Annotated in this window: 22 protein-coding genes; 11 read left to right on the top strand and 11 right to left on the bottom strand. The window is 64.0% G+C overall.

The features are described from left to right. Nucleotides 1–39 precede the first annotated feature (39 nt). Nucleotides 40–1,188 carry an acyl-CoA dehydrogenase family protein gene (locus tag W823_RS42825; protein ID WP_023958145.1) on the bottom strand — a complete coding sequence of 383 codons (1,149 nt, stop codon included), beginning with the start codon at nt 1,186–1,188 and terminating at the stop codon, nt 40–42. Further along, nucleotides 1,188–2,420, bottom strand: coding sequence for an acyl-CoA dehydrogenase family protein (locus W823_RS42820; RefSeq protein ID WP_023958143.1), 1,233 nt, complete (start codon nt 2,418–2,420; stop codon nt 1,188–1,190). The genes W823_RS42825 and W823_RS42820 overlap by 1 nt, the downstream gene beginning before the upstream one ends. A gap of 60 nt (nt 2,421–2,480) precedes the next feature. Between W823_RS42820 and W823_RS0129120 the strand changes: the two genes are divergently transcribed. The 3 genes from W823_RS0129120 (at nt 2,481) to W823_RS42810 (ending at nt 4,187) form a co-directional block, all read left to right on the top strand. Beyond that, the gene (locus tag W823_RS0129120; protein WP_023958141.1) at nt 2,481–3,086 is read left to right on the top strand and encodes a QsdR family transcriptional regulator; all 606 of its coding nucleotides are present in this window, start codon (nt 2,481–2,483) and stop codon (nt 3,084–3,086) included. 117 nt (nt 3,087–3,203) lie between these two features. Further along, on the top strand, nt 3,204–3,887 hold the full coding sequence (locus W823_RS42815; RefSeq protein ID WP_023958139.1) for an HAD family hydrolase: 684 nt from the start codon (nt 3,204–3,206) through the stop codon (nt 3,885–3,887). A gap of 105 nt (nt 3,888–3,992) precedes the next feature. Continuing rightward, complete coding sequence (locus tag W823_RS42810) at nt 3,993–4,187, top strand: hypothetical protein (RefSeq protein WP_023958137.1); 195 nt, start codon at nt 3,993–3,995, stop codon at nt 4,185–4,187. 73 nt (nt 4,188–4,260) lie between these two features. Here the strand turns inward: W823_RS42810 and W823_RS0129115 are convergent, their stop codons facing one another. Next, nucleotides 4,261–4,701 (bottom strand): SRPBCC family protein, encoded by a 441-nt coding sequence (locus W823_RS0129115; protein ID WP_031332278.1) that lies wholly within the window; start codon nt 4,699–4,701, stop codon nt 4,261–4,263. A gap of 239 nt (nt 4,702–4,940) precedes the next feature. Here W823_RS0129115 and W823_RS42805 point away from each other — a divergent pair, with 239 nt between their 5' ends. Together W823_RS42805 and W823_RS42800 are read left to right on the top strand one after the other, a co-directional pair. Further along, nucleotides 4,941–6,152, top strand: a complete 1,212-nt coding sequence (locus tag W823_RS42805; protein ID WP_023958135.1) for a hypothetical protein — start codon at nt 4,941–4,943, stop codon at nt 6,150–6,152. 38 nt (nt 6,153–6,190) lie between these two features. After that, on the top strand, nt 6,191–7,150 hold the full coding sequence (locus tag W823_RS42800) for a S9 family peptidase (RefSeq protein ID WP_023958133.1): 960 nt from the start codon (nt 6,191–6,193) through the stop codon (nt 7,148–7,150). A 7-nt stretch (nt 7,151–7,157) separates the two neighbouring features. Here W823_RS42800 and W823_RS42795 read toward each other — a convergent pair whose 3' ends face one another. Continuing rightward, entirely contained in the window at nt 7,158–7,994 is an 837-nt protein-coding gene (locus tag W823_RS42795; RefSeq protein WP_023958131.1) for a class I SAM-dependent methyltransferase, read from the bottom strand. A gap of 159 nt (nt 7,995–8,153) precedes the next feature. Between W823_RS42795 and W823_RS42790 the strand changes: the two genes are divergently transcribed. Beyond that, complete coding sequence (locus W823_RS42790) at nt 8,154–8,843, top strand: helix-turn-helix domain-containing protein (RefSeq protein ID WP_023958129.1); 690 nt, start codon at nt 8,154–8,156, stop codon at nt 8,841–8,843. On the opposite strand, the gene W823_RS42785 is transcribed toward W823_RS42790, so the two are convergent. The 5 genes from W823_RS42785 to W823_RS42765 form a co-directional block, all read right to left on the bottom strand. Beyond that, a complete protein-coding gene (locus W823_RS42785; RefSeq protein WP_023958127.1) occupies nt 8,844–9,734 on the bottom strand; it encodes an SDR family oxidoreductase in 891 nt (296 codons plus the stop codon). Between the two features lie 42 nt (nt 9,735–9,776). Continuing rightward, entirely contained in the window at nt 9,777–10,808 is a 1,032-nt protein-coding gene (locus W823_RS42780) for a phosphotransferase family protein (RefSeq protein ID WP_023958125.1), read from the bottom strand. Next, nucleotides 10,805–12,028, bottom strand: a complete 1,224-nt coding sequence (locus W823_RS42775; protein WP_023958123.1) for an acyl-CoA dehydrogenase family protein — start codon at nt 12,026–12,028, stop codon at nt 10,805–10,807. The genes W823_RS42780 and W823_RS42775 overlap by 4 nt, the downstream gene beginning before the upstream one ends. A 76-nt stretch (nt 12,029–12,104) precedes the next feature. Further along, nucleotides 12,105–12,923 (bottom strand): SDR family oxidoreductase, encoded by an 819-nt coding sequence (locus tag W823_RS42770; protein ID WP_023958121.1) that lies wholly within the window; start codon nt 12,921–12,923, stop codon nt 12,105–12,107. A gap of 19 nt (nt 12,924–12,942) precedes the next feature. Next, on the bottom strand, nt 12,943–13,407 hold the full coding sequence (locus W823_RS42765; RefSeq protein WP_023958119.1) for a cupin domain-containing protein: 465 nt from the start codon (nt 13,405–13,407) through the stop codon (nt 12,943–12,945). Between the two features lie 126 nt (nt 13,408–13,533). On the opposite strand from W823_RS42765, the gene W823_RS42760 reads away from it, so the two are divergent. Continuing rightward, a complete protein-coding gene (locus W823_RS42760) occupies nt 13,534–14,637 on the top strand; it encodes a hypothetical protein (RefSeq protein WP_031332274.1) in 1,104 nt (367 codons plus the stop codon). 38 nt (nt 14,638–14,675) lie between these two features. On the opposite strand, the gene W823_RS42755 is transcribed toward W823_RS42760, so the two are convergent. Next, nucleotides 14,676–16,337 (bottom strand): FAD-binding dehydrogenase, encoded by a 1,662-nt coding sequence (locus tag W823_RS42755; RefSeq protein ID WP_023958115.1) that lies wholly within the window; start codon nt 16,335–16,337, stop codon nt 14,676–14,678. A gap of 147 nt (nt 16,338–16,484) precedes the next feature. Between W823_RS42755 and W823_RS42750 the strand changes: the two genes are divergently transcribed. Then, nucleotides 16,485–16,868 carry a hypothetical protein gene (locus W823_RS42750; RefSeq protein ID WP_023958113.1) on the top strand — a complete coding sequence of 128 codons (384 nt, stop codon included), beginning with the start codon at nt 16,485–16,487 and terminating at the stop codon, nt 16,866–16,868. Between the two features lie 14 nt (nt 16,869–16,882). On the opposite strand, the gene W823_RS42740 is transcribed toward W823_RS42750, so the two are convergent. Further along, on the bottom strand, nt 16,883–17,731 hold the full coding sequence (locus W823_RS42740) for a helix-turn-helix transcriptional regulator (RefSeq protein ID WP_023958111.1): 849 nt from the start codon (nt 17,729–17,731) through the stop codon (nt 16,883–16,885). Nucleotides 17,732–17,766: 35 nt separating this feature from the next. On the opposite strand from W823_RS42740, the gene W823_RS42735 reads away from it, so the two are divergent. The 3 genes from W823_RS42735 (at nt 17,767) to W823_RS42725 (ending at nt 20,444) form a co-directional block, all read left to right on the top strand. Then, the gene (locus tag W823_RS42735; RefSeq protein WP_023958109.1) at nt 17,767–18,273 is read left to right on the top strand and encodes a glyoxalase/bleomycin resistance/extradiol dioxygenase family protein; all 507 of its coding nucleotides are present in this window, start codon (nt 17,767–17,769) and stop codon (nt 18,271–18,273) included. Nucleotides 18,274–18,341: 68 nt separating this feature from the next. After that, nucleotides 18,342–19,088 (top strand): class I SAM-dependent methyltransferase, encoded by a 747-nt coding sequence (locus tag W823_RS42730; protein WP_023958106.1) that lies wholly within the window; start codon nt 18,342–18,344, stop codon nt 19,086–19,088. Between the two features lie 9 nt (nt 19,089–19,097). Beyond that, on the top strand, nt 19,098–20,444 hold the full coding sequence (locus W823_RS42725; protein WP_023958105.1) for a TIGR01777 family oxidoreductase: 1,347 nt from the start codon (nt 19,098–19,100) through the stop codon (nt 20,442–20,444). Nucleotides 20,445–20,451 lie beyond the last annotated feature (7 nt).

Below are 20,451 nucleotides of genomic sequence, written 5' to 3'. Positions count from 1 at the left end.
GTGTTGCGCCCCCGTGCGGATGAGAACAGTGATGCAGTGTCAGGGCTTGGTGAGCGCCGCGTATCGCGCTATGTGCATATCCGCGGAACCGAACTCGTACTCGATGGCCGTGAGCCGTTTGAAGTAGTGACCGATCGCGAGTTCCTCGGTCATGCCCATCCCGCCGTGCAACTGAACGGCGTTCTGCCCGATGAATCGCGCCGCCCGACCGATGGTCGCTTTCGCCGCCGACACCGCCAGCGCGCGTTCGGTGGGCTCGGCCTCCAGATTCAACATGGCGAGGTACACCGCGGCAATCGACTGTTCGAGCTCCATGTACATGTCGACCATCCGATGCTGCAACGCCTGAAAACTGCCGATCGCCTGACCGAACTGCTGACGCTGCTTGGCGTATTCGACAGTGTCTCCCAACACTTTTCGCATCAGCCCGACAGCCTCGGACGCCACCGCAGCCGTGGCCTCGTCCACTGCACGGTCGATCGACGCCCATGCATCGCCTTCGCCGCCCAGAAGGGCATCGGCGGGTAAACGCACCCCGGAGAACACGAGATCCGCCGCACGTCGGTCATCGATGGTGCGGTAGGCGTGAACGGCCAAACCTTCAGGAGGGTTGTCGACATCGACATCGACCAGGAACAACGAGATCCCCGAGGTGTCGCGTCGCCCGCCCGCAGTCCGGGCCGTGACAAGCAGATGACCGGCGAGGGGCGCACTGCTGACAACCACTTTCGTGCCGTCGAGCACCCACTCGTCGCCGTGTCTACGGGCGATCGTCGACACGTCATAGAAGTCAGGACCCGATGTGGGTTCGGTGGCAGCGAACGCCGTGATCGCATCGCCCGCGACGAGTTTCTCGAGAACGGCCGTGGCGCGCTCCCCGCCCGCCCGTTGCAACAGACCGCCGCCGAAGACAACGGTGTCCACGAAGGGCTCGACAACAAGCGCCTGGCCGAGTGCTTCGGTGACGATCATCAATTCGACCGGCCCACCGCCGATTCCACCGGCTTCCTCCGGAAGGGTCGCACCGAGGATTCCGAGTTCGTCGGCGAAGGCTCGCCAGATCGACGGCTGCCATCCTGCCCCGGTCTTGGCGGCCGCCCGACTCTTCTCCAGGTCGTAACGGTTGGCCAGGAACTTGGCGAGGCCATCGCGGAGCAGTTCTTGCTCTTTGGTCAAGTTGAAGTCCATCAGAGCCCCAATGCTGCTTTTGCGAGAATGTTTCGCTGGATTTCGTTGCTACCGGCGTAGATCGAGCCTGCGCGGTCGTTGAAGTAACGCAGTGGCGCGACAGCCTCCCACGGTTCACCGCTGACGTAACCGTCCGCGGGCTCGGTGAACTCGGAGATCGGACCACCAGGCTTGGTCGCGTGCGGTTGGTAGACCCGTCCGCGTGTACCGGTGGCCTCCAGGGTGAGTTCGGTGAGCTTCTGGCTGAGCTCGGTCGCAAGCACTTTGAGCATCGACGAGGCAGGGCCCGGATCTTTGCCCGACGCCATCGCCGACAGCGTTCGGTATTCCAGGATCTCGAGGACCTTTGTGCGAATGCGGGCTTCGGTCAGCTTGGCAGAGAACGCGGGATCGTCGATGAGCGGGCGTCCGCCGGGCCCCGGCTGCGACGCCGCCGAGGTGGCCAGCGACTCCGCCATCACCTGCAACGCCGGGGCGGCGGCACCCCCGCCTCGTTCGAACACGAGGAGATACTTCGCCACGGTCCAGCCGTCATCGATCTTTCCGAGCACGTTTGCCTTGGGCACCCGCACATTGTCGAAGAACACCTGGTTCTGGACCTGCTCGCCCGATGTCATCACGAGCGGCCGTACTTCGATGCCCGGCGAGTTCATGTCGATCAACACGAAGGTGATGCCCTGCTGCTTCTTCTGCTGCCGGGATGTGCGAACGAGGCAGAACATCCAGTTCGCCTCGGTGGCATGGGTTGTCCAGATCTTGCTACCGGTGCAGACCAGGTCATCGCCGTCGTCCTTCGCCGCCATCGAGAGGGACGCAAGATCCGAACCGGCCTCGGGTTCAGAATATCCCTGGCAGAAGAAGACCTCGCCGGTGAGGATCCCTGGCAGATAGTAGTCTTTCTGTTCCTGGGTGCCGAAGGCGATAATGGCGTGGGCAACCATTCGAATCCCCATGGGAGACAACGACGGTGCCCCGGCGATGATGGACTCGCGACTGAAGATGTAGTGCTGGGTGAGGGTCCAGTCGCAGCCGCCGTACTCGACCGGCCACGCAGGCGCCGCCCAGCCCCGCTCGTGCAGGATTCGCTGCCACTCCATGCTCGCCTCGTGGTCGGAGTAGACGCTGGTCATCAGACGACCGGCCCGGCGCAGGTCCGGGGTCAACTTCTCATCGAGGAAAGCGCGCACCTCGTCTCGAAACTCCGAATCGGCGGCCGACCATTGCAAATCCATGTGCGCTCCTGAAGCGGTGTGCTGATTGACCGGAGGACCGGTCGGAGACAAAATCTACTTATGTCTCACCAGGCCGTCAACAGCCGGTCACCCCGACCGTCGCGCGTCCACCGCGACGACGTGATCGACCTCGCTCACGACTGGTTCCTCGCCGGCAGGCGGGTCGACATACAGGCGCTGTCCCGCGATCTGAAGATCGGCCGTGCAACGATCTACCGATGGTTCGCGGGCCGGGAAGTGGTTCTCGGCGAAGTGGTGTGGCGAATACTCATCGACGCCATCGAACGAGTCGAGGCGCGAGGTGGAGAGCTCGATGCCGACAGGTTCGTCAGCAACTTCGGTTTTCTCGCCGAGACCGTTCGTAATTACCAACCGCTCGAACGGTTCGTCGCGGATGACCCCGAATATGCGCTGCGGGTCCTCACCTCGCGGTACAGCGTGGTGCAGGGCAGGTTGATCGAATGGACTGTCGGCAAGCTGGCCGCCATGCCCGAACTCTCGCGGTACCCGGACACTTCCGGTCTCGCGTATGCAGTCGTCCGCCTGGGTGAATCGTTCATCTGGAGTGACATGATCACCGGCGACCCTCCGCAACCCGACAAGGCCACCGAGATGGTGGGCATGTTGATCGCGGGCGCATGCGCGAACTCTTCTGGTCGAGCCTGATCTGCGCCGTGGCCGTACAGCTTCCACGGATACTGGTCCGGCTGCACCCGACCCCGGCAGCGACGCGCGGATAACATTCCCTCATGCCGTTGCGAACACACCATCGAGCTGCCGGCCATGACTGACATCCGCTGGGCGACGTTCGACTGTTACGGCACGTTGATCGACTGGCGTCACGGGATCTCGACCGGGATGGAGCTGGTCTTCCCGGGCCGCGGCGCGGACCTCCTCGACACATTCAACCGGCACGAACCGCAGGTCCAGGCCCAGTACCCGGAGATGCGCTACCGCGATGTGTTGACCGAGGCGTTTCGTCGGACCGCCGACGAAGCCGGACTTGTCCTCAGGGCCGACGACGCCGACGTGCTGGCCACGGGTATCGCCTACTGGCCGCCCTTTCACGACACAGCATCCGAGCTGGCCCGCCTGCGGGCATCGGGGTGGCGCCTGGCCCTGCTGACCAATTGCGACCGCGACATCATCGGCGCAGCGCAGCGCCGCCTCGGGACTCCTGTCGATGCGGTCATCACCGCCGAGGACGTGGGTTCGTACAAGCCGGCCCATCCGCACTTCGAAAGGTTCGCCCAGACCTTCGCCCCCGGACCCGGTCAGTGGGTCCACGTCGCGCAGGGCTACTTCCACGACATCATCCCGGCTCATGCTCTCGGCATCCCCCGGGTGTGGATCAACAGGCTCGGCCAGAGGGACGACCCGTCGATCGCCGATGCGGTGATCCCCGACCTGAGCCGGCTGACCGAGGTCGTCGCCGCAGTCGGTACCGCCGCCGCGGCGCGCTCGTGAGGAGTCGAACGTCACGCACCGCGATGTGTAGCGCTGCGAACTGGCGGGTATCCGGCTGACGGCCCGGGCAGCAGCCTCGGGCGAGTACGGCGACGAGAGGGAGACATGGCGGAGTATCGAGTTCTCAATCCAGACGAGGATGTTGTCGACAAGGTCGAATTCAACAACGCCGAAGACGCCTACGAGTGGTTCAAGAATCGCGAGGTGCCATCAGGACAGCTCGGTTTCCGTATGGAGGTCAACGTCGACGGAGACTGGCGATTCTTCGACCAGACCGACGGGACCAGGTCACGCGACTGACCTCGCGCGGCCGAAACGGCCGGCGGACCTTGCTGCATCCAACGGACACACCGTTGGATGCAGCTTTTTTCTGCTACTCCGCTTTTCGCGACCGCTCGGCGAGCAACGCCAGACGCCGCAGAGCTTCCGAGTTCCTCGGATGAACCGCCAAGTGCTGGATCTGGTCGGGCATCAGTGACCACGGCGGGTTCGCCGCGTGCTCGATCATCTCGATGCGGCATCCTTGCGGGATCTCGTGCAGGCGCAGGATGATCTCGGCCTTGCCGAAGGGCAGAGCCCGCGCGATCAATCGCAGCTCGCGCCCTTCCTCCATACCCACCGACTCCGTCCGGTCGTTGAGCAGGACGGGCCACAGCCCAACCGAATGAGCGATGTTGCTTCCCGGTTGCGGCCAGTTCGCATCGACGGCACGTATCCGTGACGACCCGACAACCCAATTGGCATACGACCAGCCGTCTGCGAGTACACGCCACACATCTTCCGTCGACGCGGTTGTTTCATGCGTTGTAGCCACGAACCCCTCCAGTGCTCTCGGCAGGCCTGCGGGTCGGGACTCGACCCGCGCGAAGCGGCAGTGCCGCTGTCTCGGCCGGTTGTCGATCTTACGGATCCGATGTACCCACCTGCGGCGATCTCACACGTGACCATGGTTCCCGGGGTACGGACGCCGCTGCGGCCGACGGCGATTCGTCAGGCCGTTGGCCTGCCGAACTGTTAAGCTCCGCGCGAGTCAAGGCAGCGCTCGGGCGGCCGATGGCCGCGCGAAAGGTGAATACGTTGCAGTTGCGGCGCATAGAGCATCACGTCCGTCGATCGCTCTCTCTGGCTGTCGCCGCTGTGATCCTGGCCGCCTGTGGAACCGGGGGTGATGGGGACGGGCCCGCAAGTGTCGCCGTGCGACCGGTCGACTCCACCTCCGAACCCGTCTCGACGCCTCCGCCCGCTCCGGCTCGACTCGAGAGCAACGTTGCGATGGAACGACTTTCGCCGAACGCCAAACCGCCCCAGTTCGTGTTGTTTTCCTTCGACGGTGTCGGCGTATCAGAAAACTGGGATCTGTTCCTGGACACCGCGAGCGAGGTCGATGCACGCTTCACGGCCTTGATGACCGGCTTGTACTTCCTCACCGACAAGAACAAGAAGAAATACACCGGCCCCGGTTACGCGGCCGGAGAGTCGTCGTTGGCTTTCGGAGGCACCGAGAAGGAAGTCATCGAGCAGGTCGATTATCTCAATCGCACGTGGTTCGCCGGTCATGAGATGGGCACCCATTACGTCGGCCATTTCTGTGCCGGCACAAAGAACCCCGGCCGCGATTGGACCACCGCGGAATGGAACCACGAACTCGATCAGTTCTTCCGGCTGATGACCGAGTGGAAGTCGCTCAACAACATCCGGAACACACCCGATCTCGCTTTCGGGCCCGACGCCGTCAAAGGCGGGCGTACGCCCTGCCTCGAAGGCGGTATGGGGCAACTGTTCCCGGCCTTGGGAGCGCACGACATGACGTGGGATTCGTCGAAGGCGGCCCGGCAACCGGGCATCTACTGGCCGACGAAGGTCGGCAGCATCTGGGAGTTCCCCATCCCGTACACGTGGTCACCACCGCTCAATCACAGACAGACCGCGCTCGACTACAACTACTGGTTCACGTTCAACCAGGCCAAGGACAGCCCCGCGAGCGCACCGAAGATCCGCCGTATCGTCAAGGAGTCCTACGACTACATGTTCCGGCGCGCCTATGAAGGCAACCGGGCCCCGTTGGTCATCGCCAATCACTTCAATGATTGGAGCGGGAACGCGTTCAACCCCGCAACAGCTGATTTCATGCGCGAGGCATGTGTGAAACCCGAAACGATCTGTGCCACCTATCAAGACGTGATCGCGTGGATGGAACTGCAGGATCCGGCAGTGTTGGCGCCATGGCGAAAGATGGCACCGGTTGCCGTCGACGCCGACAGCTGACTGCACCCCACTGCCTGAACACCAAGGAAGGTCTCCCGATGCGACGACACCGCATTTTTGCCCTGCTCGGTTCACTGGCCGCCTTGACCGGCCTGATCGCCGGCTGTTCGGACGATGGGGGCGACGCCGGACCAGTGGTTGCCCAGTCGTCCGCCGCGAGCGCCGGGCCCTCGGTCTCCGACGAGGTCACGGTGACCCGGATCGACTACCCGACTCTGGACGGAACGGACCCGGAGCAGAACTGGGGTGATCTCTATCTGCCCGCCGGACCGCAGGCGGTGGATTCGACCCGGCTGGTCGTCTTGATCCACGGCGGCGCATGGCAGTCCCAACTGGGTGCTGATCTCTTTGATCCCTTCGCCCGTGACCTCGCTGCACGGGGAATGGCGGTGTACAACATCGAATATCGCCGGCTGGGTTCAGGCGGGGGTTGGCCGACCACATTCGAGGACGTTTCGCAGGCCCTCGACAATGTCATCGCGATCGACAAGAGGTTCCCCCAATTGGAGACCACCGACGCACTGGTAGTCGGACACAGCGCCGGAGCCCAGCTGGCGGTCTGGGGCGGGACACGACACAAACTGGATCCCACCGAGGTCGGTGGCAATCCGAAGTTCCGGCCCACCAGGGTGGTCTCCTTGGCCGGTCCGCTGGACATGGTGCAGGCAGTTCGCAACGGCGATGACCGGATCGTCGCGGCCCTCGGCGGAACTCCCGGGCAGGTACCGGAGCGTTACGCGTCGGTGGACCCGATCCAGAATCTGGATCCCGGAACTCCGGTGATCGCGGTCCACGGCACCCGGGACACAGTGGTACTCCCCTCGCTGTCGCAGCGGTACGTCACTGCGCTGAAGAACGAGAACGGCAGTGGTCGTGTGGTGTTGATCGACGGCGAGGATCACGGTTCGATCGTGAGCTCGAACTCCGCCGCCTATCGCCAGATACTCGACATCATCACCGAGGGATCAACCAAGACTGTCGACCAACTGAGCGAGTGACCAACGGTCATCTCACAGTTGCTGTGACCAACAGGTATTCCCACTCCATCACGCCGTCGTGGTTCATCGCAGCGCGGGCGAGATCGTCCAGACCGTCGTCGAGTGCTGCGACGGCCGCGGGGTCCCCCGCGTTCGCGTTGTACACCGCGATGGTGGGTCCGTACGTCGTCTTGAAGAAGCGGCGGAACTCTTCAGGACTCTCAAAGCGGTCGACGGAGAGTGTCCTCCGCTCGGCAGTGATGTCCGCATGGTCGCCGAACAGTTCGCGGACGTGGGTTTCGTCGCCCCACAGCGGTGGAGGCTGCGCCCCCGGTTGTGGCGCGGGTGCGTACGGCTTCATGGTCGCGAACATCCGGCCGACGAACCCGCCGGGCGTCCAGCTGATCAACCCGATACGCCCTCCCGAGCGGCAGACCCGGATCAGTTCAGCGGCAGATCGCTGGTGATCAGGAGCGAACATCACGCCCACGCACGACATAACCACGTCAAAACTGTTGTCGGCAAAGGGAAGAGCCTCGGCGTCGGCTTCCTGCCAGGACAGCTGTACGCCCTGCTCGGCGGCAAACGCACGACCGGCGTCGAACAGCTCGGGGGCAAGGTCCGCCGCCATCACCTCGGCTCCGGTCCGGGCTGCCGGTACGGACGCGTTGCCCGAGCCGGCCGCTACGTCGAGCACACGGTCGCCGCGCTGCAGGTGGAGTTCGGCCACCAGGATCTCACCGAGAGCGGAGATCACCTCCGTGGCGACCGCCGGGTAGTCACCCGACGCCCACATCGCGCGGTGCCGCATCTTGAGCTCGTCTGTGGTGGAGCCTGACGTGGTTCTGGTGGTGTCGGTGGCCATGGCATGTTCCTCATCTCTTGCGGGATCGGTTCATCTCAGAGTCCGACCGTGGCCCACCAGCAGTCCAGTGCTGGATCTGAACCGATCCAGTACAGAGTTTGTACTGGTCAGTGGCCGAGACGAGGTGTGTACTGGCTGGAGTGATCCAGAGGAGGGTTGATGTCCGGATACGGCCAGTTCTGTCCTGTCGCGAAGGCGATGGAAGTACTCGACGAACGATGGACTCTGCTCGTTGTCCGTGAGTTACTCGCCGGCAGTACACATTTCAATGAATTGCGGCGCGGTGTACCGCGGATGTCACCTGCACTGCTCTCCAAGCGGTTGCGTACGCTCGAGCACGCGGGCGTCGTCGAACGCCACGTTGCCGGCGGGCGGACGAGCTACGCGATGACTGCAAGCGGAAGGGAGCTGTCGTCGGTGGTCGAGGCCCTGGGCGCCTGGGGCATCCGCTGGATCGGCGAGCTCGGAGACGAGGACCTCGACCCCCACCTGCTGATGTGGGACATGCGCCGGACAGTACCCACAGACGTGTGGCCGACGAGCCGCACGGTGATAGCCTTCCGGCTCGGCGGCGTGGCTGCCAACGCCCACCGCTGGTGGCTGGTCGTGACGCAAGGCCAGGTGGACATCTGCGACTACGACCCTGGCTTCGAAACCACCGCCACGGTTGTGGCCGAGCTCCGTGACCTCACCGCCGTCTGGCGGGGCGACCGCTCCTGGGAGACAGCGTGTTCCGTCGGCACAGTCCAGATCGTCGGTCCCGCCGACGTCCGCCGTCGTGTGCCCGGCTGGATCGGGCAGGGGCAGATGGCCGCGATCCCCAGGCCTGTCACGGCAGACCGGACATGATCATCGCGTGCCGGAGATGAGTCCTTCGGTGGCGTCCCACAACCGGGCGGCCAGCTCGGTGGCCTGAGCCTCCTTGCTGGGCTCGATCTGCTTGCCGCCTTTGACGTAGCGGCCGGTGAAGGCACCCGCCTCGGGTGCGGATGCCGCCCACACCGCTGACCGAGCACCTTTGTCGACCGTCGCCATGAACGGCGTGAGCAACACGCCGATCACCTGATATCCGAACGGCAGATCACGCCCGAGAGTGGTGCCCTTGACGAATCCCGGATCGGCACAATTCGCCACCAATCGAGCTGGGTCGTTGCGGCGCGCGAGTTCGGCCGTGAACAGCGTCAGCGCCAACTTCGAATTGTTGTACACGCGTTGACCACTGAACTTACGGCCCTTCTCCTGCAAATCCTCGATGTCGATGTGACCGCCGCGGTGTCCCGACGAACTGATGTTCACTATCCGCGACGGCTCTCCGGCAGCGGCTGCGTCCGCCATGACGGGCGCCAGCGACGTACTGAGTACAAACGGCGCCAGGTAGTTGACCGCAAAGGTGAGTTCGAACCCGTCCTTGGACTCACGTTGCTCACCGATGTCGATGCCGGCGTTGTTGATCAGCACATCGATCCGCTCGAATCGCTGTTGCAGATCGGTCGCCAGCGCACGCACATCCGCCAGATCGGACAAGTCTGCCAGTGCTGTACTGACACTGCCGGTCGGCGATTGACCCGGTGATCCCGATCCGAGCTCGCCGGCCACTTCTGCGGCCTTCACCTCGTCTCGGGCCACGAGGACGACGTCGGCGCCCTGCGCATACAACTGCCGTGCGGTTTCCTTGCCCAGCCCCGATGTGGCCCCCGTGACGACAACAGTCTTACCCGCGAGCTCATGCCTCTGCGTCATGGTTCCCTCCCTGTTGGCCGGTGGCCGGGTTCGTCTCTGCCATCACAGGATTCCGGATTCGCGCCCCACCTGCACAGTGCGGACAACAAGATCGTCGATGACCTTGTTCGTGGGTCCGCCGTCGCGCGAAGCATTTCGTGGATCGTTGATCAGTCGTCGTCGAACGCCCTCGGCGATGATGGTCAACCGCCACAGGGCAAGGGTGTGCCAGTAGCCGACATCGGTCACGTTCCGACCCGTCGCCTCGGCATAGCCGGCGATCAGGTCGGCCCGCCGCGGGAACCCCGGAAGTGTCGGCGCGGTGAAGGGCCCGGCCACCCCATCTCCGGCTTCCGGCCAGAACGCCAACAGGTTGCCCAGGTCGGCGAGCGGTTCACCGAGCGTGCACAGCTCCCAGTCCACGATGCCGATCACTTCACCGTTGTCGGCCCCGGTGATCACGTTGCTCATGTAGTAGTCGCCGTGCACGAGTGTCACCTCGGACTGATCAGGGGCCTGCGCGGCAAGCGCCTGGGCGACCTCGGTGATCTCGGCGATGTCCTGGGTCTTGGAGTGTTCCCATTGCGCCGACCAGCGCTTGAGTTGTCGGGCCGCAAACGGCTTCTTGCTCGCCAAATCGTCGAGACCGACCTTGGCGAGGTCGACCGAATGAACGGTGCCCAGTGCCCGCGGCAGACTCAACCCGATGGCTCGCCGCCGTTCGGGCGACAGTTCCGAAGCCACCGCCACATCGTCGACCACAACCCCGTCGACATAACCCATCAACACAAGCGGGGCGTCAGTGACAGCCGGATCACTGGTGGTGGCGATCATCTTCGGCACCGGCACCGGGGTGTCCTGCAGTGCAGACATGATCCGGTGTTCGCGCAGCACGTCATGTGCCGATGCCAGGAGCGCTCCCAATGGCGGGCGGCGGAGAACCCAGTGGCGGCCACCGGCGTCCCCGACGCGGTACGTCAGATTCGATTGACCATTGCCGATACGCGAAAACGACAGCGGGGCAACAGCTCCGATGTCGAGACCGACGATCCATTCGGTGACGAGATCGGTGTCGATCCCGACGGCCGTACTCATGCCTTCGCCTCCGTCTTACGGTAAGGCCCGAGCTCCTGGCGCGCGATGGTCCGCTTGTGCACCTCGTCGGGACCGTCGGCCAGACGAAGCGCGCGCAGGTGCGCGTACATGCTGGCGAGTGGGAAGTCGTCGGACACCCCTCCCCCTCCGTGGACCTGTATCGCCCGGTCGACGATCTTGAGCGCCATGTTTGGTGCGGCGACCTTGATGGCAGCGATCTCGGTGCGCGCTTGTTTGTTCCCCACCGTGTCCATCAACCACGCCGCTTTGAGGGTGAGCAAACGATTCATCTCGATGTCGATGCGTGCCTCGGCGATCCAATCCTGGATGTTCGCCTGGGCGGCGAGCGGCTTACCGAATGCGATACGCGAGGAAGCCCGCTCACACATCAACTCCAGTGCGCGTTCGGCCATCCCGATCGCTCGCATGCAGTGGTGTATCCGTCCCGGACCGAGGCGGGCCTGCCCGATCATGAAACCTGCGCCGGCCCCGGCCAGGACATCGCTGTCGGGCACGCGCACGTCCTCGAAGAGAACTTCGGCGTGTCCCTCCCTGTCCTGGTAACCGAACACCGGCAGGTTGCGGATCACGCTGACACCTGGAGCGTCGATCGGGACCACCATCATCGATTGCTGCGCGTGAGCTGCCGCGTCGGGATCGGTCTTCCCCATCACGATCAGGACCTTGCAGTTGGGATGTAATGCGTTCGACGTCCACCACTTTCGGCCGTTGAGGATCCACTCGTCCCCCGACCGGGTCATGCTCATCTGGATGTTTGTCGCGTCGGAGCTGGCGACCGCCGGTTCGGTCATCGCAAACGCGGACCGGATCGTGCCCTCGAGGAGTGGCGTCAGCCAGCGCTCTTTGTGTTCATCACTGCCGAACAGTGACAGCACTTCCATGTTCCCGGTGTCCGGAGCCGAACAGTTGGTTGCCTCCGGTGCCAGTGCAGCACTTCGACCCATGATCTCGGCGAGTGGCGCGTACTCCGAGTTGGTCAGACCTGCGCCGTAGCGGGGATCGGGATGGAAGAGATTCCACAGCCCGCGTTCTTTCGCCTCGGTCTTGAGTTCTTCGATGATCGGCGGGTCGAAATGCGGATTGCCGGATTCGGCCATCTGCTTGGCGTAGATCTCCTCCGCCGGATACACGTGCCCCGTCATGAAATCGAGAAGGCGATCTCGGTATTCGAGGCATCGGTCGGAGTAAGCGAAATCCATGTGATGAGTCCTGTTTCGAGTGAGATGTCTCGGGCGGACCTGATCGCCCGAGTCGAAGGCCGGCTGGTTCGGATCGTCAGGAATCCGAGAGCAGATGACGCTGATAACGACGCATCCCGGAAATCCAACGGTCGTAATCCGACCCCTTGTTACGGTAGAAGTCCAGTACTTCCGGATGCGGGAGAATCAAGAAGTTTTCCTGGTCGACCGCGGCGAGAACCTGGACCGCCACGTCTGCCGGTTGAAGTACCGCACCCGCGCCGGTCACCGCGCTGGCGGCGACCGAGGCGCCCGGCTGGTCGGTCTCGAACCCTGAGCGGAGCAACTCGGTCTCCACTCCCATCGGGCACAGACAACTCACTTTCACACCCTGGTCGCCGTAGGTGACCGAGAGCCACTCGGCAAAGCCCACTGCAGCGTGCTTGGAGACCGAGTACGTGGCCGAACCGATCTGTGTCAGCAGACCTGCCGCAGACGCCGTCGACACGAAATATCCGCCGCCACGCTCGATCCATCGCGGAACGAGCAACCGCGCGGCGCGGACGTGGGCCATGACGTTCACCTCGAGGGCGATGTCCCACAGGTCGTCGGGAGTGTCCAGGCCCAGTCCGGCGGTGGTCCCGGCGTTCGCGAAGAAGATGTCCACCGGCCCGAACTCACTCTCGGCGCGGTCGACAATCCGCTGGAGCACACCTTCATCCGCGACATCTCCGCCCTCCGCGACAGCACGACCATCATGCGAAGCGTTGATCTCGTCGGCAACGGCCTCTGCCTTGCCCGCGTTGAGGTCTGCGACCACAACCCGGCTACCGGCCTCTGCCAGAGCACGACTGAGGGCCGCGCCGATTCCGGCTCCACCGCCGGTGACAACAGCAACTTTCTGGGCTACGTCCATCTCTGCGATCGTAGGCGAGTCACCCGGCGGCGACGTCACACGCGGGGGCGGGCGCGTCCTCGAAGAGCGGGTCACCCAAGGGCTCCAGATAGGCGACGTACAGGACCACGGGAACAGTGCCGAGGTTACGTCCGACGTGGGTGTTGGCGACCCCACTGGGTTCGTTGATGAAATCGCCCGTACGGAAGATGTGGGGAACACAATCGGGACCCGGATGTGTCAGGGTGCCCGCACCGACGAATCCGACAACCGGTCCGTCGTGGTAGTGCCACCCGGTGGTCCCGCCCGGAGCGATGGTGATCTCACGTGCCACCACGTGGACACCGGCCGGGATGAACGGGATCAATTCGGCGGGAATCTCGAAATCGGCGAAAGTCTTCGCCGAAATGTCTTTGCTGGGCGTCGCCGTGGCAGTGGCCGCGCCGACGAACAATGCCGCCGTCACCAGCAGAACTGCGGTCACAGACCGGATGAGTTGTTTCATTTGCTGAGCGTAACGGCGATCGAGCCGCCTCACGCGGTGTTCGATACGAACCCGATCCTCCGAGAACCGGCCGCCGTACAATTCTTGCGCACAGCCGGATTGCCCGGTTTAACCACGAGGAGCGACGTGACACGTTCATCCAACCGATCGTCCCGCCTCGGCTTCTTCACTCGGAACGCCGTGGGTTTCAGTTCGGCAGAGGCGTTCATGATCATCGCGATCACCACCATTCTTCTCACCCGGGGCTACTTGTGGATCACCGACTATCCGCAAGTCGGGGGCGGGAATCTACACATCGCCCACGCGCTCTACGGCGGAGCGTTCATGATGCTGTCGCTGCTGATCAGTTGGTGGCTGCTGGGGTTCGGCGCCCGATTGTTCTGTGTTGTCCTCGGCGGTATCGGCTTCGGTCTGTTCCTCGACGAGGTGGGCAAGTTCGTCACCAAGGACAACGACTACTTTTACGGACCTTCCGCCGAGATCATGTATGTACTGGTCGTTTTCGTTCTGATCGTCGGTCGGGTCCTACGAGAGGTTCGACCTCTGAGCGCTCACGAGAAGGTGTCGTCAGCAGCTTCCATCGCGGCCGACGGCGTTGCCCGAGGTCTGGCCCCGCACCGGCGGGAGCTCGCGCTGCGCCTGGTCGAAGAAGCCGAGGAGATGGGCTACGACAAGGTTGCGGCGGAACACATTCGTAGCCTTCTGCTGACATCGGGCATCGCATCTGCGCGGTTGTATGCGCTGTCGCAGTGGGCTCCCCGCTTGATCCCATCGTGGTTCCGAAGTCCGCGATGGCTGCCGATCGTCGGTTGGCTGATGACCGTGACCGCGGCGCTGGCGTTCGGCTTCGGGCTTCTCGGCATCGCGATGAACGGGATCTACCTGGACGACGACAACGTGACGTTCGAGTTGGCGGGCATGAGCATGGCCACCGCCATCCTTCTCCTGAGTTCGACCGTCACGCTCGCTTTTTCACTCCCGGCGATGGTGATGCTGCGTAGAACCGACAAGATGTGGCCGCTGCATTTCCTGCGGTACGGCGCACTCACCTTCACGATGCTCAATGCGTTGGTCGATTTTGCTACCGAAGGATTCGCCGCTCTGGTGAACCTGTCTGTCGGGCTGTTCACCCTGGCCATCATCTCTTACCGGATCGATGTCCGTGCCAGGGTGGCCCGGCCTCGGGCACACGAGGAAGCGTTGGCGGCAAGCACTCCCGTGGGCGACTGAGCCGCTCGGTACTCCGCCCCAACCGAGGTAGCGGGGCCTCAGCCGAGGTCGCGGGCGAGTGCGCGTCCGGCCGCCCGGCCGGAGAAGATGCAGCCACCGAGGAAAGTGCCCTCCAGCGCGTTGTAGCCGTGTACCCCGCCGCCACCGAAACCCGCGACCTCGCCGGCTGCATACAGACCTTCGAACGGCTCACCGGACGGCCGGATCACCTTCGCATCGAGATCGGTCTCCAGCCCACCCAACGTCTTTCGGGTCACCAGATGCAGGCGGACGGCAATCAACGGGCCGTATTTCGGGTCTTGCAACTTGTGAGGCCGTGCCACCCGGATGATCTTGTCACTGAGATAGTTTCGGGCATTGCGGATCGCCATGATCTGCATGTCCTTGGTGTATTTGTTGTCCAGTTCGCGGTCGCGGGCCACCACTTCGGCTTCGATGCTCGCGAAGTCGAGCTGCGGACCTGTGGTGATCTCGTTCATCCCGGCCACCAGATCGCGGAGATTGTCGCGGACGACAAAGTCGATGCCGTGCTCCTTGAAGGCCTCGACCGGACCCGTTGCGCCTTTGCGGACGCGCTGAAGGAGAAGCTTGATGTCTTTTCCGGTGAAGTCCGGGTTCTGCTCCGAACCCGACAGGGCAAACTCTTTTTCGATGATCGCCTGGGTCAGGATGAACCAGGTGAAGTCGTGGCCGCCGCGAGTGATCGTTCCCAGTGTGCCCAACGAGTCGAAACCGGGGAAGTTCGGAACCGGTAGCCGTTTGCCCGTGGCGTCGAGCCACAGTGACGACGGGCCCGGGATGATCCGAATGGCGTGGTTGGGCCAGATCGGGTCCCAGTTCTTGATTCCCTCGGGGTAGTGCCACATGCGGTCGCTGTTGACGATGTTGCCGCCGGCGTTCTGGGTGATCTCGAGCATTCGACCGTCCACGTGCGCGGGTACGCCGGTGATCATGTGTGCTGGGGCAGGCCCGAGACGGTCTACCGGCCAGTTCTTCTTCACGAGGTCGAAGTTGCCGCCGATGCCTCCTGAAGTGACGACCACAGCTTCGGCACGGAGTTCGAACTCGGCGGCGACTTCACGACTCGACGACACCCCTCGCCGCTGGGTCGAGGGCACCAGGACAGATCCCCGGACGCCGACTGCCGCCCCGTTCTCCACGATGAGCTCGTCCACCTGATGCCGGTACTTGATGGTGACCAGACCCTTGGCAGCACCGTCGAGAACCGGTTCGCGGAACACCCGGACCACCTCCGGGCCCGTCCCCCAGGTGATGTGGAATCGCGGGACAGAGTTGCCGTGGCCGGCAGCGAGACCGGAGCCACGCTCGGCCCAACCGACGGTCGCCATCACCCGCAGGCCCAGATCGTGTAGATACGAACGCTTTTCGCCGGCGGCGAAGTTCACGTAGGCCTCGGCCCATTGCCGCGGCCAGTGGTCCTCACGGTCACGGTCGAATCCGGCGGAACCGGACCAGTCCTGCCGGGCCAGTTCGACCGAATCCTTGATACCGAGTCTGCGCTGCTCGGGCGAATCGACGAAGAACAGACCACCCAGAGACCAGAAAGCCTGCCCACCCAGGTTCTGTTCGTTCTCCTGTTCCAGCACGGCCACGCGCTTGCCGGCCTTCACCAGTTCATGGGTTGCGACCAGCCCGGCCAGCCCGCCCCCGACCACAATGACGTCAAACCTGTCGGCCATCACGGCGCCTCCTCGCGTCCAATACCCGGCATGACGTTCACCCGGCGCATCCGAACAGAGCATAAAGAACTACGCGGGCGGCAGTCCGAGCTACGGCGGCTTTGCGAATTGCCCGCACCGTCGAGGCGCAGAGAAGATACTTGGGGCGTGGTGACAACGGACAGTGGAGAAGACGGCCACGAACGGCAGCGTTTCCGGAAGCTGGCGCAGGCGGCGATGAACGCAGACGTCACTGTCGGGCAACTGGACACGATCATCGGCGACCTCGGCGGGGCCCTCACCGACTTCGACAGGGCGATGGGCGAATTCGACAGGACCCTTGGCAGTTTCGGCGCAGCCATGGACGACTTCTCGGCGACCCTTGCGCGGGTGGACAGCACGGTCACGAAAATGGTTGCGGTGGTCGAACGGATCGAACGTGTTGTCGGACGGGTGGAGAACATCGTCGATATCACCGAAAGGCTGATCGCACCGGTGGCATCTGCCGAGGCGATGGTGCGTGACCTGCTGGGAATCGGGCGGCGGCGCTGACGGTCACCGCGACCTCATTCCCGCCGGGCGGCAGACCGCACGTAGTCGCTGGGTGTCCAACCGACAACAGCCTTGAACTCGCGGGCCAGGTGCGCCTGATCGGAGTATCCGAGTGACGCTGCCACATCCGCTACCGACATCTGGCCTTCACGCAGGGCAAGTGCAGCGTCTTGCAACCGGCGACGTTGGATCAACCACTTGGGGCTCAGTCCCGTTCGATGTACACACAACCGCTGAAGGGCGCGCGTGGACATGTTCACCGCATCTGCGAGTTCGGCGACGCGGCGCGGCCCGTCATCGTCTTCGACCACATCGACGACCCGGTTGATCAACTCGCCTTCGTCATCGATCTCCCACTCCGTGGCCCAGTCGAGATATACGGACAGGACCTCCCCGTAGGCGCGCTGATCCGATTCCGAACGTGAGCGCATCGCCGTCCGCACCACTCCCGCGACATCACCCCGGCCGGGGATGGGCAGAGGCTCACCGATCGGCAACACCGGTCCGCCGGCCGTCGCACCCGCCATCGATCTGCCTGTCATCAGAGTGATCGCAGCGGGTCGCAGGAGAACTGCCGCGGCCCAGCTCATTCCTTCGAGCTTCTGCTCACTGGTCCCCTGACTGACGCAGTACAGCGCCGCCTTGTCCGGCTCGACGACCACGTTCCCGCCGGGGTGTTCGAGGACCGGTTGAACGATCGGTGCCGACAGGTCCCAGGATGCGATCCAGACATGTCGTAGAAGGCTCCCGGCCCGATGTTCGGGAGGGACCGGGAGGCGTGAGATGTGTACGCCACCGGCGCCTGGGCGCAGGTCGCCACGAGGCCCGGCGGGCCCATGGTGGGAACTGTCGCGTTTCTTCAAGCGCTCACACCCTGCGTCGGTGGATTATCGCCTTCATGAGTACCCACGCCGCCAACGGGCAATTCACCGATCACGGAATCCCCCACGGCTATACCTCCCTCACACCATTCATCGTCGTCACGCCTGCTGCCGATGCAATCGAGTTCTACAGCAACGTCTTCGGGGCACGCGTTGAACAGCGCACCGACTTCCCCGGTCCCGAAGGTCAACCGATTGTCGCGCATGCCGACCTCGACTTCGGGACGGGGCGGCTGCAACTGGGCGACCCCAACCCTCAGTATGGATTGGTGCCGAGGCCAGACGGGGACTCCGACTGTTACTCGATGGCCATCTACGTCACCGACGTGGATGCCGTGGTGCAGCGGGCAGTCGATGCGGGTGCGATCATCCGCGAGGAGGTACAGACCTTTGTCTCCGGTGATCGCTTCGGCTCGGTGCGCGACCCTTTCGGGGTCCGATGGTCGGTGATGACCCGGATCGAAGACCTCTCCCCCGCCGAGAGCGCCTCGAGAATCGAGGAGTGGGCCAAGCAGCAGGGCTGACGAAGCGTCGACCCGGTGATCGATCAATTGCCTTGCCCGGTCTCGTGCCCGCCTGAGAGCATCACCGAATGCTCGATGACGTGTTCTTCGCCGCTCACCGGGGACTGCCCCGCGAGGCACCGGGGTCGGTCGCGACGACTCAATTGCTGTTCAGGTTGGCCGACGTGAAGACACCCGTTCCTCACGTCCTCGATGTCGGCGCCGGAACGGGTCCTGCCACAATCGTTTTGGCGAAGCTGGGGGCTCGGGTCACGGCCGTGGACACTCATCGGCCCTTTTTGGACGACCTGCTGTCCAACGCGATCACCGCAGGGGTGGCGGATTCGATCTCCGTCGATGAGGTCACGATGGAGGCACTCGACTATCCCGACCACCGTTTCGACCTCATCTGGGCGGAGGGTTCGGCGTACATCATGGGCGTCGACAACGCGCTCAGGCGGTGGCGACGGCTGCTTGCACCCGGTGGTGCGGTCGTACTGACCGACGCCAACTGGCTGACCACCGCTCCGAGTCGCGAAGCGGCCGATTTTTGGCTATCCGCTGCTCCCGAAATGCGGACCGTCGCCCAGAGCATCGATGCGGCCCAGGCGCTGGGCTGGGTGGTGGCAGCGACATACCTGCTACCCGACAGCGACTGGGACGAGCTGTACGGCCCTCTAGCGGCAAGCATCAACCGCCTGCGCCATGAACAGCGCGCCGACGACGAAGCCCTCGACATCGTCGAGAAGGAAATACACATCCGTCGCCGGTTCGGTGCAGAGTACGGCTACGTCGGGTACGTGCTGCGTCCCGCGCAGACGATCACCGATGCGTAGCGTGGGCCCATGGGCATCACGCATTCGAGTACCGTCCCCACTCCTGTAGACGAGGTGTTCGCCTGGCACGGACGGCCGGGCGCCTTCACGCGGCTGGCCCCACCGTGGGGACCACCGTCGTTGATCAAAGAAGCCGAGTCGCTCAGTGACGGAACTGCGGTGTTGGGGTTCCCAGGTGGACTGAAATGGGTCGCGCAGCATCAGCCATCGAGGTACCACCCACCAAATCAGTTCGTGGACAAGTTGGACTCGTGGCCTCTGAAGTCCGTGCTGACGTGGACGCACCACCACGGATTCTCTGCCGTCGACGCGAACTCCACAATGGTCACCGACACTGTCGACACACCCGTCCCGACTGCGTTGCTACGGCCGATGTTTCGCTACCGGCATCGCCAGCTCGCCGACGACCTGGCAGCCCACGCATGGGCGAGCGAGTTCGGGCTCGGACCGATGACCATTGCGATGACCGGCTCCTCCGGCCTGGTGGGTACCGCACTCAAGGCCTTCTTGACCACCGGCGGGCACCGGGTGATCTCACTCGTGCGCCGCGATCCCTCCCACGCAGACGAGCGGCGCTGGGATCCGGACAAACCGGCACCAGACCTGGTGGACGGCGTCGACGCAGTGGTCCATCTGGCCGGTGAATCCATCGCGGGCCGATTCAGTGACAGCCACAAACGAGCGGTCCGGGACAGCCGCATCGACCCGACGGCGAAGTTGTCGTCGGTGATCGCGGCCACCACACCGCAGCCCGCGCTCATCTGCGCCTCGGCCGTGGGCCTTTACGGCTATGACCGCGGCGACGAGCAGCTCGACGAAAAGGCCTCGCGTGGCGAGGGATTCCTTGCCGACGTTGTCGCCGACTGGGAGGCGGCGACCGTAGCCGCAGGCGACTCCGGCGTCCGGGTCGTCAACGTCCGCACCGGCATCGTGCAGGCTGCGGCCGGTGGCACATTACGGCTGTTACGCCCACTGTTCACCGTGGGGTTCGGCGGGCGAATCGGGGACGGCAAGCAGTGGCTGCCGTGGATCGCGATCGACGATCTGGTGGACATCTACCATCGCGCCATCGTCGACGAGACATTGCAGGGACCGATCAATGCGGTGGCACCGAATGCCGTGCGTAACCGCGACTACACCGCAGCCTTGGCCCGGGCGGTCCACCGGCCGGCGATCCTGCCCGTTCCCAGCTTGGGTCCACAACTGATCCTCGGCGCGCAAGGCGCTCGCGAACTCGCGTTGGCCAACCAGCATGTGGTGCCGTCCCGGCTCACCGCGATCGGACATCGCTTCCGGTGGCCAGAAGTATCGGACGCGCTGCGCCATCAACTCGGCGGTGCCACCGGCCGGACGTAGGTCGGGC

Source organism: Williamsia sp. D3 (assembly GCF_000506245.1).
GTDB classification, from domain to species: Bacteria; Actinomycetota; Actinomycetes; order Mycobacteriales; family Mycobacteriaceae; genus Williamsia; species Williamsia muralis.
Note: the sequence above shows the minus strand (reverse complement) of the source record. Positions and strands in the feature narration are given on the sequence as shown.

Bases quoted from the DNA above. Each gene is read 5' to 3' on its own strand.
- W823_RS0129120 (WP_023958141.1), top strand. From the start codon at position 2,481: ATGTCTCACCAGGCCGTCAACAGCCGGTCACCCCGACCGTCGCGCGTC.
- W823_RS42755 (WP_023958115.1), bottom strand. From the start codon at position 16,337: ATGGCCGACAGGTTTGACGTCATTGTGGTCGGGGGCGGGCTGGCCGGG.
- W823_RS42765 (WP_023958119.1), bottom strand. From the start codon at position 13,407: ATGAAACAACTCATCCGGTCTGTGACCGCAGTTCTGCTGGTGACGGCG.
- W823_RS42825 (WP_023958145.1), bottom strand. From the start codon at position 1,188: ATGGACTTCAACTTGACCAAAGAGCAAGAACTGCTCCGCGATGGCCTC.
- W823_RS42800 (WP_023958133.1), top strand. From the start codon at position 6,191: ATGCGACGACACCGCATTTTTGCCCTGCTCGGTTCACTGGCCGCCTTG.
- W823_RS42815 (WP_023958139.1), top strand. From the start codon at position 3,204: ATGACTGACATCCGCTGGGCGACGTTCGACTGTTACGGCACGTTGATC.
- W823_RS42820 (WP_023958143.1), bottom strand. From the start codon at position 2,420: ATGGATTTGCAATGGTCGGCCGCCGATTCGGAGTTTCGAGACGAGGTG.
- W823_RS42780 (WP_023958125.1), bottom strand. From the start codon at position 10,808: ATGAGTACGGCCGTCGGGATCGACACCGATCTCGTCACCGAATGGATC.
- W823_RS42735 (WP_023958109.1), top strand. From the start codon at position 17,767: ATGAGTACCCACGCCGCCAACGGGCAATTCACCGATCACGGAATCCCC.
- W823_RS42775 (WP_023958123.1), bottom strand. From the start codon at position 12,028: ATGGATTTCGCTTACTCCGACCGATGCCTCGAATACCGAGATCGCCTT.
- W823_RS42795 (WP_023958131.1), bottom strand. From the start codon at position 7,994: ATGGCCACCGACACCACCAGAACCACGTCAGGCTCCACCACAGACGAG.
- W823_RS42790 (WP_023958129.1), top strand. From the start codon at position 8,154: ATGTCCGGATACGGCCAGTTCTGTCCTGTCGCGAAGGCGATGGAAGTA.
- W823_RS42725 (WP_023958105.1), top strand. From the start codon at position 19,098: ATGGGCATCACGCATTCGAGTACCGTCCCCACTCCTGTAGACGAGGTG.
- W823_RS42810 (WP_023958137.1), top strand. From the start codon at position 3,993: ATGGCGGAGTATCGAGTTCTCAATCCAGACGAGGATGTTGTCGACAAG.
- W823_RS42730 (WP_023958106.1), top strand. From the start codon at position 18,342: ATGCTCGATGACGTGTTCTTCGCCGCTCACCGGGGACTGCCCCGCGAG.
- W823_RS42770 (WP_023958121.1), bottom strand. From the start codon at position 12,923: ATGGACGTAGCCCAGAAAGTTGCTGTTGTCACCGGCGGTGGAGCCGGA.
- W823_RS42805 (WP_023958135.1), top strand. From the start codon at position 4,941: ATGGCCGCGCGAAAGGTGAATACGTTGCAGTTGCGGCGCATAGAGCAT.
- W823_RS42785 (WP_023958127.1), bottom strand. From the start codon at position 9,734: ATGACGCAGAGGCATGAGCTCGCGGGTAAGACTGTTGTCGTCACGGGG.